This is a genomic window from Streptomyces sp. NPDC033270 (genome assembly GCF_055576575.1).
This window is the reverse complement of record NZ_JBVIRA010000001.1, coordinates 206,980-220,252: the sequence shown is the minus strand read 5'-3', so window position 1 is coordinate 220,252 and position 13,273 is coordinate 206,980. Positions and strand designations below refer to the sequence as shown.

Sequence of the window (13,273 nt, the reverse complement as noted above, 5' to 3'; positions counted from 1 at the left end):
TCTTCCCCAGCAACGCCAATCGGGAGGGGTTTTGCTGCTCCCCCGGGGGTCGGACCGGGTCCGGACCAAAGGCCCCGCGGGGGGGACCGGCGGGTGTTCCCCGGCCGTCCCGCCGCTCTCACCGGGTGGTCCCGTTCTTCAGGCTCACCGGCCGGTCGTCGTTGAGCTCGCTGAACAGCCGTGCCGCCCGGGTCCGGTCCCAGAGCACGGCGCTGCCCTTGGAGGTGGGGATGCCGACGGCGGACACGGGGACGTTGACCTGTTTGCCGCGGCCGGCCGTGACCCCGCGGACGGCCTGGAACAGCGAGGCGAGGTCCAGCAGGCCGGTGTTCCGGTCGACGACCAGGGTGTCCAACCCCGCGTCCAGCGCGGGAAAGACGGCGAACGGGTTGAGCACGGTCCCCGGCGTCCCGGCCCGATGGGCGAGGGCGGACAGGAACTTCTGCTGGTTGCGGGTACGGCCCAGATCGCCCTGGGCCTCCTGGTGGCGCTGGCGGACGAAGGCGAGCGCGGCGGTGCCGTCGAGGGTCTGGCAGCCCTTCCGCAGGTCGGCGCCGGACTTGTCGTCCTTCAGGTCCCGCTCCAGGCACATCGGGACGCCGCCGACCGCGTCGACGAGGTTCACAAAGCCCGCGAAGCCGACCTCCACGTAGTGGTCGATCGTCAGGCCGGTGTTGTGCTCGATCGTGCGCACCAGCATTTTGGGGCCGCCGAGCGCGAACGCCGCGTTGAGTTTGTTCTTCGCGGGGGCGTGGCGCTTGCCCGTCATGGGGCTGGTGTAGGCGGGGACGGTCAGCCACGAGTCGCGTGGCAGGCTCACCATCGTGGTGCCGCCCGCGCCGGTGTGCAGCAGGATCATCGAGTCCGTGCGACGGCCGCCGGCCGATCCGGTGTGCAGGTCCCGTTTCTCCCGGTCGGTCAGGCCGCTGCGGCTGTCGGACCCGACGAGGAGGTAGTTGGTGCCCTTGCCGGTGTGCCGGCGGGCTTCCGGTGCGCCGAGGTCGATCTGACTGTTGAGCTTGCCGCCGGCCCAGGCCAGGGCGCCGGCGGGGACGGCCAGGAGGATCACGAGCAGCGCGAGGGCCGCCCGCAGCAGGGGCCGCCGGCGCCGGGAGCGGTGGGACCGGGGCCTTGGGGGCGGCTGCCCGGGCCCGTGGGGATACGGGCCGCCGCCGTCGGATATGCCGCTGCCGGCCCTGCGGCCTGGCGAGTCGCTCATTTCTCACTCTCCTCGGTCACTTCGGCACCACGCCGCTCAGATGCGGCACGGGCTCCGAGAGCAGGTGCTGGTTGGCGGTGCCGGTACGGTGCATGCGGTGCCACTTCAGCCGGGTGCCGAGCAGGGCGGTGACCACGGACTGGATGACCACGAGGTACAGCAACTGCCGGTAGAAGAACAGCTGGAGCGGTAGCGCCCACAGCGCGCTGAGCCGTTCGCGGTCCAGGTGCAGCGCGTACGCCGCGGTGATCAGCTGGACGACGAGGAAGCCGAGCCAGACCCCGACCGCCTGCGCGGTGTCGCCGAAGCACAGCCCGTACAGGGCGAAGACGTCGACGACCGGCGCGAACAGCGGCAGGACGATCTGGAACAGGGTGAGATAGGTCAGCCCGCGACGGCCGAAGCGCCCGGCCGGGCCGACCTCCAGGACGGCGTGGCGGTGCTTCCACATCGACTGCAGGGTGCCGTAGCACCAGCGGTAGCGCTGCCGCCACAACTGGCTGAAGGTACTGGGCACTTCGGTCCAGGCGATGGCCGTCTCCTCGTAGACCACGCGTCGGCCCACCCGCCACAGGGCCATGGTGAGGTCGGTGTCCTCGGCGAGGGTGTCGTCGCTGATCCCGCCGATGGCGCTCAGCGCGTCCCGGCGGAAGGCGCCGATGGCACCGGGCACGGTCGGCATGCATTCGAGCACCTCGAACATCCGCCGGTCCAGGTTGAACCCGAGGACGTATTCGAGGTGTTGCCAGCGGCCGAGCAGGCTGCGCCGGTTGCCCACCTTGGTGTTGCCGCTGACCGCCCCGATCGTCGGGTCGGCGAGCGGCTGGATGAGCCGGTGGAGGGCGTCCGGCTCGAAGACCGTATCCGCGTCGATCATGACGATGATGTCGCAACGCGCGTAGCTCAAGCCCGTGCTGAGCGCCCCGGGCTTACCGGAGTTGGGCTGTTGCACCACCGTCAGCCGGGGGTCGGCGATGCCCCGGGCGATCTCCGCGGTCCGGTCCGTCGACCCGTCATCGATGACGATGATCTGCAGGTCCCGGTGCGTGGACGCCAGGAGCGAGCGCACCGTGGCCTCGATGCCCGCTTCCTCGTTGTGCGCGGGGACCAGCACCGTCACCGGATCGGTCACCTCGCGCAGCCAGGGCGCACCGGACCGGTGCCGGCGTCGGCGCCGTACGTGCACGCGGGCGAGGAAGGCGAGCAGCAGCAGCCGGAGCACTCCCAGCCCGCCGGCGATCCCCAGCGCCCAGGTCATCGAGCGCGCGAAGGTGTGCCCGATGGACTGGATCCAGATCAGCGCCTCTCCCTGCACCTGCTCGGGCAGGGAGGCCGGAGTGGTGAGCGAGGGCCGTCCGAGCCCGCGCGTGACGGTGGTGAACCGTCCCACGTCCGGGTCGGCCAGCAGCTGCTTGGCCTCCTGGTACCCCAGGGCGGTGTGGCTGAACTGCCGCACCACGCCCTGCGGGGGCTTGCGGGACCGGTGTGTGGCGGCGACCAGGAGGTACCCCTGGTCCGAAGCGCGCCGTGCGGCCGTCCACTCCGCACCGCACATCGTGTCGGCGGTGGTGGTGTGCGGCAGCCGCAGCAGCCGGGTGTTGACGTCCGCGGCTCCCGCCAGCGCGGTCTGGGTGAGCGAGAGTTCCAGTTGGGAGCGGAGCCGCGAGGCACTGCCCAAGTCGCCGCCGGTGTAGGTGTACGACCCGATCTCGTGGCCCTCGTCGCGGATGCGCCGCACCAGTTCCGGGTGGCGGGCCGCCTGGGTTCCGTAGAGGAAGAAGGTCGCGTGCGCGTGCTGGGTGCGCAGCAGGTCGAGCAGTCGAGGTGTCCACACCGGGTCGGGTCCGCCGTCGAAGGTGAGCGCGGCGGTCCGGTGCGCCATCTGCGCGGTCTCGGCGGCGGAGCCGGTGACGCGCAGGACGGGGGCTCCGTTGTCCGCGGACTTCGGTATGGGGCTGGTGCACGCGCGCCTGGTGCGGGCACCGTCGACCTCGTGGGTGGTCCAGCCTTCGAAGAGCAGTGACGTAGCGACTATGGGGAGGATCAGCACCAGTAGTAACCAGTGCCAGCGTGGGGAGTGGCGCAGCGCGTGCCGCGCCTGCCCTGACAACGCCACAATGGGCCCTTTCCGTCGAGGAGACATGCCACGTGCGAGGCGTGCGTCCGCGCCGGCTCGCCGGGCGGCGAGCACGGATGGGGGGCGCGGACGGACACGCCTCGGGGTGGGACCGGTCGGGCGTCACACCCGGTGGGTGGCGCGCGCCGGTCCGGCGTTTCTCACGGGGCGGGTCTGGTCTCTAGGGGGGCCCGGGATGCGTGGTGGCCGACGGGTACCGCCGGCCCGGAGGTGTGGGTGGGCGCCGAAGGACGGGCGTCGTCCGGGACGCCGGGCTCGTGGTGGGCGGTGTGCCCCGGTAGCGGTCCGGCCTTTCCCGGCGCCGGCTTGGCGTCCGGTTGCTGGAGGCCGCCGAACACGACGGCGAGGAGCACGAGATATCCGGTGCACATGCACCCTGCGGTCAGCGCTGCATGTCCCAGGAGGCGTCGACGCCTGCCTGACGTGTCGACAAATACCGGACGATTGCGCGTCTTACCGGGGCGAATGCTGTGGGGGGTAGCGGTTCGCATGGAGCGTGAGTGTAACCAGATACCGCGAATGAGAATAGGAAAGGGCAGCCCCGAGAACCCATTAACGGGCCCTAACAGAGGGATTTGCACTGTGAAGTAACTCACGGCCTCGGGCGATAGCGCGACTAATTGAACTGCTTACTACGCAGGCCTTGTTCGGATTGGTCCGACTGGCCGGAAACGGGCCACTCCGAGGCGGCTTGTACACACGGAGACGCGGAACGTCAGGCCGGCGCCGGGAGGTCGCGCATCATGTCCGCCGCCTTCTCGGCGATCATGATGGTGGGGGCATTGGTGTTGCCCCGTACGACGGTGGGCATCACGGAGGCGTCCACCACCCGCAGCCCGCGCACACCGTGGACCCTGAGCCGGCCGTCGACCACCGGGCCGATGGCGCAGGTGCCCGCCGGGTGGTACAAGGTCTGCAACTCCCGCCGCGCGAAGTCCAGCAGGCCGTCGTCGGTCAGCGACTCGGGGACGCGGAAGTCGGCCCTGCGGTGCTTGCGCAGGCTCGGCTGGTCGGCGATGTCCAGCAGCAGCCGCACCGCCCGTACGATCGTCGCGCGATCGTCCTCGGTGGCCAGATAGTTGTGCAGCACGCGCGGTTGGGCGCTGGGCAGCGCCGAGCGCAGCGAGACCTTGCCCCGGCTGGTGGGGGTCAGCAGGACCGCGCCGCACATGAAGGCGTGGTCGAAGACCGCGCCGAGGCCCTCGTCGTGGAACATCACCGGGGTGGCGTGCACCTGGATGTCGGGGGCGTCGAGGTCTTCGCGGGTCCGGTGGAATCCCCCGGCCTCGCCGACGTTGGACGTGAGCGGGCCGCGGCGTTCGGTCTCCAGGAGGCGGACGTTGTCCGGTGACGCGGCGGTCAGCAGGGTTTCGGTGTCGGTGAGGTACGAGAGCCCGACGTGCGGGTGATCTTGCAGGTTCTCCCCCACCGGGAGGTCCACGCGGGGTGTGATGCCGTGCGCGGTCAGCTCGTCGGCCACGCCGATGCCGGACAGCATGAGCAGCTGCGGGGAGTTGTACGCACCGGCGCAGAGCACCACCTCGCGTCCGGCGCGCACCTGCCGCAGCTCGCCGCCGCGGTCCAGCTCGACGCCGCTCGCGCGGTCGCCGTCGAACAGCACGCGCGTGCAGGTGGCGCCGGTGAGCACCTCCAGGTGGGGCCGGGTCAGGGCGGGTCGCAGATAGGCATCCGCGGTGCTGCAGCGCATGCCCTCGCGCTGGGTGAGGTGGTAGTAGCCGACGCCGTCCTGTTCTGGGCCGTTGAAGTCGGCGGTGTACGGGTGGCCGGCCTCCTGGGCGGCCGCCACGTAGGCGGCCATCAGGGGATGCCGGGAGCGGCCCTCGCTGACCGTGAGCGGTCCCCCGGTCCCGTGCCAGGGCGATCTGCGCCCCTGGAAGTCCTCGGCGCGCAGGAAGTACGGCAGGACGTCGTCCCAGCTCCACTCCTCGGCGCCGGCGGCGGCCCAGCCGTCGTAGTCGTGGCGGTGGCCGCGGATGTAGATCATCGCGTTCATCGACGACGAGCCGCCGAGCATCCGGCCCCGGGGCAGGAACGTGCGGCGGCCGCCCAGCCCCGGTTCGCGCTCGCCCAGGTAGCTCCAGTCGTACTTCGTGCGGAACAGCTTGCTGAAGGCGGCGGGGATATGGATCTCCGGCGCGTCGTCCGCCGGCCCGGCCTCGACGAGCAGCACCCGGACGTCCGGGTCCTCGGTCAGCCGGGACGCCAGCACGCACCCGGCCGAGCCGGCACCCACGATGATGTAGTCGTACACCCGTCCCCCTCATGCGGCCTGCACACGGACCCCTCCAGCCAAGCCGTATCGGCACCTCCGCTCACACCGGGAAACCGGCCATTGTCGATGTCCCGTCCGCTGCCACTGCTGTTGCCGGAGATGCGGCTGCCGGCCACGGCGGTCAGCGCGCGCGAGGCGGCCGCCAATGGTCCGCCGCCAGGGCGGCCTCCTGCCATGGCAGGACCAGACGGCGACGCACCAGACCGTTGACGTGGCCGGTCTGCTCGCGGGTGAGGTGGTCGCGATAGCCCCCGACGACGCCGCGGCGGGCCCTGCGGGAGTCCGGGCCGTCGGGCACGGCCGGCCGCAGCCGCTCCGAGCCCGGCGCGTCGACGGGTTCCATGGCGCGCAGGGAGGGGAAGCCCCCGAAGTCCACCGCCCTGCGCAGCGCCTCCGGCCCGGCCGGCGGCAGCCCGCAGAAGCGCAGTACGCGGGCGAGCTCTCCGGCGGTGTCGGCGGCCAGCCGCTCGTAGGAGGTGAGCAGGAACGCCGCCGGTACGTCCTGACGGGCGTGCCAGATGTTCCAGAAGGTCAGGCAGGTGCGCACGCTGCCTTCCGCCTCGGTCAGGAACGTGCCGAGCCCACCGGAGTAGGGATGGTCCCTCCGACGGGTTCGCTGGAAGTAGCAGGAGACGACGGTGTCCCGGACATCGCGAACGAGGAGGACGACCTTCCGGCCGCGGTAGAAGCTCTTGTCCCAGGACAGCTGTTCCGGGGCCCGCCGGCCGACCCGGTCGTCGTGCCGGAAGACGATGCGCGGAACGGCGGAATCGACCGCGCTGAATTCCGTGAGTTCCAGATCGCGGCAGATTTCCATCGGCAGTCCCCGGGCCTCGGAAATGGCCTTGGCCATCACGACACGCAGCCAGGTCCGGCCGCACTGGGGGAACGAAATGACATAGACGTCGCCGTCCGCATCAACCGCTCCCGCGGTGGTCCGCGGTGCGGCAGAAGAAGCGGAAACAGCGGGAAAAGGGGACATCACAGCGTTGCATTGTGTTCGTCGCCGACGGTCCTGGCAATGAATCCGGGAAATCCGTCGGTGGCACCGAGAGCGCACGGGGCGCACGGGGCGCACGGATAAGCGCACATCCCGCCGGGAACGCGAGAAAACCGGCCACGTATACGTGCCGTGAACGGGGCGGCCGTGGCACCCGCCTGAGCTCAGTGGAAGTGGGCCTGCGGCCCCGGACTCACAGGTGTAACGGCTAAACTTTCGCATCAGGTCAACCATGGCGGGTAGGGTGGGCGCCATGACCGAGACGACGGGGCGCCGCGAGCGCAAGAAGGCGCGAACGCGCCAGGCCCTGGCGGACGCCGCCCTGCGGCTCTTCCTGGAGCACGGCTACGACAACGTCGGCGTCAGGGACGTGGCGGAAGCGGCGGACGTGTCGGTGACCACCCTGTTCAAGCACTTCCCCAGCAAGGAGGCGCTCGTCTTCGACGAGGACGAGGACCATGAGGCCGCCCTGGTCGCCGCCGTGCGCGACCGGGCCCCGGGCCGGCCCGTCCTGCACGCCCTGCGCGACCACGTGGCGCGCACCCGCCTGTCCCTCCCCGACGGCGCCGCGGACGCGACCGCCTTCATCCGGCTGGTGAACGCCACCCCCGCACTCCAGGACTACGTCGACCGCATGTGGCTGCGGCACGAGACCGCCCTGGCCGCCGCCATCGCCGAGGCGACGGGCGCCCCCGAAGGCGATATCGGCGCCGCGGCGCTGGCCCACTTCGTCATGGAGAGCCCGCGCCTGGTCCGCGGGCACGACGACCCCCGACGCGCCCTGCACGAGGTGTTCACCCTGCTGGAACAGGGCTGGGGAGACGGCTCGCCCTGAGGCCTCGCGCGGCGCACCCCGGCCGGCCGGTCGCGTCGGCCGAAGGGGCACCGGCCACGGCCGCGTCCCGGCGCGCGCGGGCGCCCGGCGCCTCATAGATTGGTCGGGTGAGCGGGTCCGTGGGCTGCGGGAAGACGGGCGGGCGCGCGTGAGGAGACCGGATCTCGATCACGCGGCGCTGTTCGCCGCGACCCCGAGCGCATGCCTCGTCCTCGATCCGGAGCTGGTGATCGTGGACGTCAACCGGGCCTACCTCCAGGCGACCGACCGCACCCGGGACGAGCTGATCGGGCAGTACGTCTTCGACGCCTTCCCGGACAACCCCGCCGATCCCGAGGCCGCGGGCGTGCAGGAGCTGACCGAATCGCTGCGCCAGGTTCTGGTCTCCCGGGAGCCGGACCCCATAGCGGTCCAGAGGTACGACATCTCCGTCCGCGACCGGCCGGGGGTGTTCGAGGAGCGGTGGTGGTCCACGATCAACACTCCGGTCCTGGGGCCGGACGGCACGGTGGCGTGGATCATCCACCGGGTGGAGGACGTGACCGCCTTCGTCCACTCCCGCCGGGCCCGGCAGTTGCCCGGTGGGCAGCTGAGCGAACGCGAGGAGGCGATGGAGGCCGAGCTGTACGTCCGGGCGCGTGAGCTGCAGCGGCTCAACGAGGAACTCCGCCGGGCACACGCCCGCGAACGCCAGGTCGCCCTCACCCTGCAGGAGGCCATGCTGCACTCCCCGGACCTCGCCCGGCACCATGACATCGCGGTGCGCTACCTCCCCGCCATCGGCTCACTGAACGTCTGCGGCGACTGGTACGACATCATCGACCTCCCCGAGAACGGATTCGCCGTCGCGGTCGGCGATGTCGTCGGGCACGGCCTGGAGGCCGCCGCCGTCATGGGCATGCTCCGCAGCGCCCTCAGCGCCGCCGCGCGCTCCGTGCACGACCCCGCCCGGGCACTGACGGTGCTGGGCCTGTACGCGCGCTCCATCGAGGGTGCCCTGGCCACGACCGCGGTCCAGGCACTGGTCGACACCGTCGGCCACCGGATCGTCTACAGCAGCGCCGGTCACCCACCGCCCGTCCTGCTGCACCCCGACGGCACCCACGACATCCTCGACGGGGCCACCGACCCGCCGCTGGGCGCCCGCCCCGAACACGTGCTCCGCCCCCAGGCCCAGCTGCCCTACACCCCCGGCGACTCCCTCATCCTCTACACCGACGGGCTCATCGAACGCCGCGACGAGGACATCGACGCCAGCCTGGCCCGCCTCACCGACGCCCTCGCCCCCTGCAGCAGACTCAGCCCGGAGCGCCTCGCCGACGCGCTGCTGGCCCGCCTCGGCGTCAGCGCCGGCGCACGCGACGACATCGCCCTGGTCGCCGTACGCCTCTGAGCAGCCGTCCGAGGGGGTCATGGACGCCGAACCGGCGCACACGGCGGGGGGGCCGACTCCCGTCATAGGCTGCCTCTCGCACATGAGGACGGGAGGCCGAGGTGGCCGAGACGGCACGGACCGGGACGACGGTCGCCGAGGTGATGGCCGAGCTGGCCGGGCTCGACGACCCCAGGACACGCAAGGTCAACGAGAAGCACGGTGACGATCACGGTGTGAACCTCGGCAAGCTGCGCGCGCTCGCGAAGCGGTTGAAGACGCAGGCGGAACTCGCGCGGCAGCTCTGGGCGACGGACGACAGCGCGGCGAGGCTGCTGGCGATCCTGATCTGCCGCCCGAAGGCCTTCGAGCGCGACGAGTTGGACGCCATGCTGCGCGAGGCCCGCACACCCAAGGTGCACGACTGGCTCGTGAACTACGTGGTGAAGAAGCACCCGCACGCCGAGGAGCTGCGCCTTTCCTGGTCCGCCGATCCGGATCCGGCGGTCGCGAGTGCCGGCTGGGCGCTGACCGCCGAACGCGTGGCGAAGAAGCCCGAGGGACTAGGTCGTGTCCGCGAAGTCCCGTCGTCCGCCCGTAGGGCGGGGCCTGCGGCGTCTGGTGCGTACGATCGCAAGGCGGAGGGTCGTCCTCGTAGTGGGTCTACGTGGACGATCCCGACAACGCAGCGAGCGTGCGTGCCAGGCGTCGCAGGCCAGGCGGGACTTTGCGGACACGACCTAGACCTCGCAGGGCTGCTGGACGTCATCGAGGCGGAGATGAAGGACGCCCCGGACCGCCTGCAGTGGGCGATGAACCACTGCCTGGCGCAGATCGGGATCGAGCACGCCGAGTACCGCGCCCGTGCGATCGCCATCGGTGAGCGCCTGGAGGTGCTCAAGGACTACCCGACCTCCCCGGGCTGCACGTCGCCGTTCGCGCCCGTCTGGATCACCGAGATCGTGCGCCGGCAGGACGACAAGCCGGTGGCTTGATCGGCGGTGGCCGGCCGTCGCGGGCAGGGGGACGGTCGAGCGGATGGGGCCCCAACCCCGGGCTCTAGAAGCCGAGTTGGGACGAGGTGGGCCGACCGACCCCGTAGCGCGCTGGGGACACCGCCGTGTCAGCGCGCGCCGCGCGCCACTGCCACGTCGGTGAGCAGCGCCGTTCGCGGCGCGGCCGCCGGCCAGGCGCCCTGCTGGGTGAGCACGGCGATCGCGCAGGTCGGGAACTTCTCCCGGGTGCGTTCGAGGGCGTCACCGAGCGCCTCCGCGGCGAGCAGCAGGACCAGGTCCTGGACCCCGGGACTGTGGCCGACCAGCAGCAAGGTGCGCACGCTGTCCGGGGTTTCGCGGACGACGGCGAGCAGCTCGGCGGCCTCCGCGCCGTAGAGCCGGGCGTCGTGACGGACCGGGGGCGACGCGTCGAGCTGCGCGGCGGCCAGTTCCCAGGTCTGCCGGGTGCGTTCGGCGGTGGAGCAGACGACCAGGTCCGGGACGCAGTCGGCGGCCCGCAGCCAGCGGCCCGCGGCGGGGGCGTCGCGCCGTCCGCGCTTGCCGAGCGGCCGCTCGTGGTCTGCCACGTCCGGCGGCCAGGCGGACTTGGCATGTCGCAGGACGACCAGTCGGCGCAGTTCCGCCACGGGGCCTCCTCACAGGGTCCGCGCCCGGCCGGAGGGCGTGCTGACGGCACCCCACACGGTCAGCGGTCGACTCGACGATACCGCGCGCGAAGTGGAGAACGGCTGAGCACCGCAACGCCGCCCCTCCGCGTGGCGAACCCCCTGGCAGCACATGCAAAGGACGGGCCGGGACGGCGGCCGGGCGTCAAGGTCGCGTAAGGCCGGGCCGGTTTTCCGGACCGGGCCGTAAGGGAGCCGCAAATTCCCTACGGGGCAGGGCTCGTGGCGCCCCGCGTCACCGTAGGTTCGAATCCCGGCTGACGGATGCGCGAAGCGGCCACGCTCCGCCCACCGGCCCGCCGTCCTCGGCCACCGTCCCCAGGCCGTCCGGCCGCCCGCCCAGGCAGGAGGCCGCGCTCCCAGAAAGTCTTCCCATGGTTCCCGCCCCACCCCACGCCCCGACCACACCGACGTCCTCGGCCACCGGGACGGGCTCCCACCCCCCGCAAGGCGCCCCGGCGCAGGGCGGCCGCCGGCGGCGACGACGGGAGCCGGGCGGGCTCCTGGACCCCAAGGTGCTGCTGACGTCCCTGCCCGAGGCGCTGCGCAAGATGCACCCTCGGGCGCTGGCCACCAACCCCGTGCTGTTCGTAGTGGCCTGCGGCTCCGGCCTGACCACGCTCTCGGCGCTGAGCGACCCGTCCGTCTTCACCTGGGTCATCAGCGGCTGGCTCTGGCTGACCGTCGTCTTCGCCAACCTGGCGGAGGCGGTCGCCGAGGGCCGCGGCCGGGCCCAGGCCGCGTCGCTGCGCAAGGCGCGTACGGACATCTCCGCACGGCGGCTGCGGGACAACTGGCGGGTCGGCATCGACCTGCGGGGCGCCGTGACCGAACCGGTCGCCGCCGCCGATCTGCAGCCCTTCGACTTCGTACTGGTCGAGGCGGGCGAGGTGATCCCGGCGGACGGCGAGGTGGTCGACGGCGTGGCCGCGGTCGACGAATCGGCGGTCACCGGCGAATCGGCGCCCGTCATCCGCGAGTCCGGAGGCGACCGCTCCGGCGTCACCGGCGGCACCACCGTCCTGTCCGACCGGCTGGTCGTCCGCGTCACCTCCCGCCCCGGGCACTCCTTCCTGGACCGGATGATCGCCCTGGTCGAGGGCGCGACCCGGCAGCGCACTCCGAACGAGATCGCGCTGCACATCCTGCTCGCCGCGCTCACCATCGTCTTCGTCCTCGTCGTGGTCACGGTGCAGCCGATGGCCTCCTACGCCGGCGCCGCCCAGCAGACCGCGGTGCTCGTCGCGCTGCTCGTCACCCTGATCCCGACGACGATCGGCGCGCTGCTCTCCGCGATCGGCATCGCCGGGATGGACCGGCTCGTCCAGCGCAACGTCCTGGCCATGTCGGGGCGCGCGGTCGAGGCCGCCGGCGACATCAACACCCTGCTGCTCGACAAGACCGGCACCCTCACCCTCGGCAACCGCGAGGCGGTCGCCTTCGTCCCGCTGCCCGGCATCGACGAACTCCGGCTCGCGGACGCGGCCCAGCTCTCCTCCCTCGCCGACGCAACGCCCGAGGGCCGCTCCGTCGTCGTCCTCGCGAAGGACGGGTACGAGCTGCGGGCGCCTGCCGAAGGGGAGCTGCAGCACGCCGAGTACGTCGACTTCAGCGCGCAGACCCGGATGAGCGGCGTCGATCTGCGCTGGGCGGACGGGTCCGGTTGCCGGGTCCGCAAGGGCGCGACGGCTCAGGTCGTCGCGTGGGTGACCGCTCTGGGCGGCCAAGTGCCCGCCGAAGCCCGGATGTTCGCCGACGCGATCGCGGCGTCCGGCGGCACTCCCCTGCTGGTCGCGGTGCACGACCAGTACGGGGCACGGGTACTCGGCGTCATCCACCTCAAGGACATCGTCAAGGACGGCATCCGTGAACGCTTCGCCGAGCTGCGGCGGATGGGCATCAGGACGGTCATGATCACGGGCGACAACCCGCTCACGGCCAGGGCCATCGCCCAGGAGGCGGGCGTCGACGACTACCTCGCCGAGGCCACCCCCGAGGACAAGCTCGCCCTGATCGCCCAGGAACAGGAGGGCGGCAAGCTGGTCGCGATGACCGGTGATGGCACCAACGACGCCCCCGCGCTGGCCCAGGCGGACGTCGGTGTGGCCATGAACACCGGGACCTCGGCCGCCAAGGAGGCCGGGAACATGGTGGACCTGGACTCCAACCCGACCAAGCTCATCGAGATCGTCGAGATCGGCAAGCAGCTCCTGATCACCCGGGGCGCGCTGACGACCTTCTCGATCACCAACGACGTCGCCAAGTACTTCGCGATCATCCCGGCGATGTTCGCCGGCGCCTACCCGGGCCTGTCGGCCCTGAACATCATGGGCCTGCACAGCCCGACCTCCGCCATCACCTCCGCGATCATTTTCAACGCGCTCATCATCGTCGCCCTGATCCCCCTCGCCCTGCGCGGCGTCCGCTACACCCCCGCCTCCGCCCACGACCTGCTGCGCCGCAACCTCACCCGCTACGGACTCGGCGGCCTGATCGCCCCGTTCGTCGGCATCAAACTCATCGACCTGCTGGTCTCCCAGATCCCCGGGCTCGGCTGAGCACCACCAGGGGGCCGGCGGTCGCCCGTCCCTCCCCCGCCCCGTCCGCTGCCGGCGTACGGGGCGGGCGGCGTCCCACGGTCTTGCCAGGATGGCGACGGGGAGGAGCGTCCCGAGAAAGCCGACGACCTGAGCGGAGGAAGGCACCAATGAGGAACGCACCGATGGGGAAGAACAC

10 protein-coding genes are annotated in these 13,273 nt (G+C 71.8%); 4 read left to right on the top strand and 6 right to left on the bottom strand.

The annotated features are described in order from the left end of the window. Window positions 1-118 precede the first annotated feature (118 nt). The 5 genes from ACZ5XZ_RS00965 to ACZ5XZ_RS00945 form a co-directional block, all read right to left on the bottom strand. The gene (locus ACZ5XZ_RS00965) at window positions 119-1,219 is read right to left on the bottom strand and encodes an LCP family protein (RefSeq protein ID WP_468973166.1); all 1,101 of its coding nucleotides are present in this window, start codon (window positions 1,217-1,219) and stop codon (window positions 119-121) included. A 16-nt stretch (window positions 1,220-1,235) separates the two neighbouring features. After that, a complete protein-coding gene (locus ACZ5XZ_RS00960; RefSeq protein ID WP_468973163.1) occupies window positions 1,236-3,335 on the bottom strand; it encodes a bifunctional polysaccharide deacetylase/glycosyltransferase family 2 protein in 2,100 nt (699 codons plus the stop codon). Between the two features lie 161 nt (window positions 3,336-3,496). Then, window positions 3,497-3,727, bottom strand: coding sequence for a hypothetical protein (locus ACZ5XZ_RS00955; protein ID WP_468973160.1), 231 nt, complete (start codon window positions 3,725-3,727; stop codon window positions 3,497-3,499). A 344-nt stretch (window positions 3,728-4,071) separates the two neighbouring features. Then, window positions 4,072-5,628, bottom strand: coding sequence for a GMC family oxidoreductase (locus tag ACZ5XZ_RS00950; RefSeq protein WP_468973157.1), 1,557 nt, complete (start codon window positions 5,626-5,628; stop codon window positions 4,072-4,074). 142 nt (window positions 5,629-5,770) lie between these two features. Next, complete coding sequence (locus tag ACZ5XZ_RS00945; RefSeq protein ID WP_468973154.1) at window positions 5,771-6,631, bottom strand: sulfotransferase domain-containing protein; 861 nt, start codon at window positions 6,629-6,631, stop codon at window positions 5,771-5,773. Between the two features lie 271 nt (window positions 6,632-6,902). Between ACZ5XZ_RS00945 and ACZ5XZ_RS00940 the strand changes: the two genes are divergently transcribed. The 3 genes from ACZ5XZ_RS00940 to ACZ5XZ_RS00930 all read left to right on the top strand — a co-directional run bounded on the left by ACZ5XZ_RS00940 (window position 6,903) and on the right by ACZ5XZ_RS00930 (window position 9,851). Beyond that, window positions 6,903-7,484 carry a TetR/AcrR family transcriptional regulator gene (locus ACZ5XZ_RS00940; RefSeq protein ID WP_468973151.1) on the top strand — a complete coding sequence of 194 codons (582 nt, stop codon included), beginning with the start codon at window positions 6,903-6,905 and terminating at the stop codon, window positions 7,482-7,484. A gap of 148 nt (window positions 7,485-7,632) precedes the next feature. Continuing rightward, window positions 7,633-8,877 (top strand): PP2C family protein-serine/threonine phosphatase, encoded by a 1,245-nt coding sequence (locus tag ACZ5XZ_RS00935; RefSeq protein WP_468973148.1) that lies wholly within the window; start codon window positions 7,633-7,635, stop codon window positions 8,875-8,877. Between the two features lie 101 nt (window positions 8,878-8,978). Then, on the top strand, window positions 8,979-9,851 hold the full coding sequence (locus ACZ5XZ_RS00930) for a DNA alkylation repair protein (protein WP_468973145.1): 873 nt from the start codon (window positions 8,979-8,981) through the stop codon (window positions 9,849-9,851). A gap of 128 nt (window positions 9,852-9,979) precedes the next feature. On the opposite strand, the gene ACZ5XZ_RS00925 is transcribed toward ACZ5XZ_RS00930, so the two are convergent. Beyond that, the gene (locus ACZ5XZ_RS00925) at window positions 9,980-10,489 is read right to left on the bottom strand and encodes a SixA phosphatase family protein (protein ID WP_468974139.1); all 510 of its coding nucleotides are present in this window, start codon (window positions 10,487-10,489) and stop codon (window positions 9,980-9,982) included. A gap of 422 nt (window positions 10,490-10,911) precedes the next feature. Between ACZ5XZ_RS00925 and kdpB the strand changes: the two genes are divergently transcribed. Next, window positions 10,912-13,095, top strand: coding sequence for a potassium-transporting ATPase subunit KdpB (gene kdpB / locus ACZ5XZ_RS00920; RefSeq protein WP_468973142.1), 2,184 nt, complete (start codon window positions 10,912-10,914; stop codon window positions 13,093-13,095). Window positions 13,096-13,273 lie beyond the last annotated feature (178 nt).

Excerpts from the sequence above, each read along its gene's own strand:
- ACZ5XZ_RS00965 (WP_468973166.1), bottom strand. The coding sequence starts at position 1,219 with ATGAGCGACTCGCCAGGCCGCAGGGCCGGCAGCGGCATATCCGACGGC.
- ACZ5XZ_RS00955 (WP_468973160.1), bottom strand. The coding sequence starts at position 3,727 with ATGTGCACCGGATATCTCGTGCTCCTCGCCGTCGTGTTCGGCGGCCTC.
- ACZ5XZ_RS00945 (WP_468973154.1), bottom strand. The coding sequence starts at position 6,631 with ATGTCCCCTTTTCCCGCTGTTTCCGCTTCTTCTGCCGCACCGCGGACC.
- ACZ5XZ_RS00940 (WP_468973151.1), top strand. The coding sequence starts at position 6,903 with ATGACCGAGACGACGGGGCGCCGCGAGCGCAAGAAGGCGCGAACGCGC.
- kdpB (WP_468973142.1), top strand. The coding sequence starts at position 10,912 with ATGGTTCCCGCCCCACCCCACGCCCCGACCACACCGACGTCCTCGGCC.